Raw genomic sequence first — 524 nt, 5'->3', positions numbered from 1 at the left:
CGCCGGGACGGCGACCAAGGACCAGGTCCTGACGGCGTCGAACACACTGGCGGACGCCGATGGCCTGACGCTGATCGCTTACCAGTGGCAGCGCAACACGGGATCGGGCTTTGCCGACATCGCCGGTGCGACGGCCATAACTTACACGCTGGGCGATGCCGATGTGGGTGCCAGCATCCGGGTGGTGGCGAGTTACACCGATGGTCACGGCACCCTGGAGAACGTGGCCAGTGCGGCGACGACGACGGTGACCAACAATGTGCTGACGCTCTCAGTCGCTCAATATCTGGCGCTGGGAACGGTCACGCTGCCGGCGGCGTACATCGTGACGCTTGCCGACACGGGAGCCAATCTTGCCGCCTTGTCGGCGGCACAGTTTGGCGGGCTGGCTGGCAAGGGTATCGACAGCATCGATGCCACGGACAACGTGTTGTCGCTGAACTTGGCCCGGTACAATGCGCTTGGCGCCGTGCTCCTGACTGCCACGGACAACGTGACGCTAGCCGACACGGGAGCCAATCTTG

General features: G+C 64.3%; 1 protein-coding gene. It reads left to right on the top strand.

Annotated elements, in window-relative coordinates; translation table 11 throughout:
- Positions 1–524 (top strand): hypothetical protein (locus RSO01_RS48270; RefSeq protein WP_170303909.1); only part of this gene is annotated, 524 nt, incomplete at both ends.

The sequence above is a fragment of the Reyranella soli genome, from assembly GCF_007992495.1.
GTDB lineage: Bacteria > Pseudomonadota > Alphaproteobacteria > Reyranellales > Reyranellaceae > Reyranella > Reyranella soli.
The sequence above is the reverse complement of the archived record's forward strand: the minus strand, read 5'-3'. Positions and strand labels throughout refer to the sequence as shown.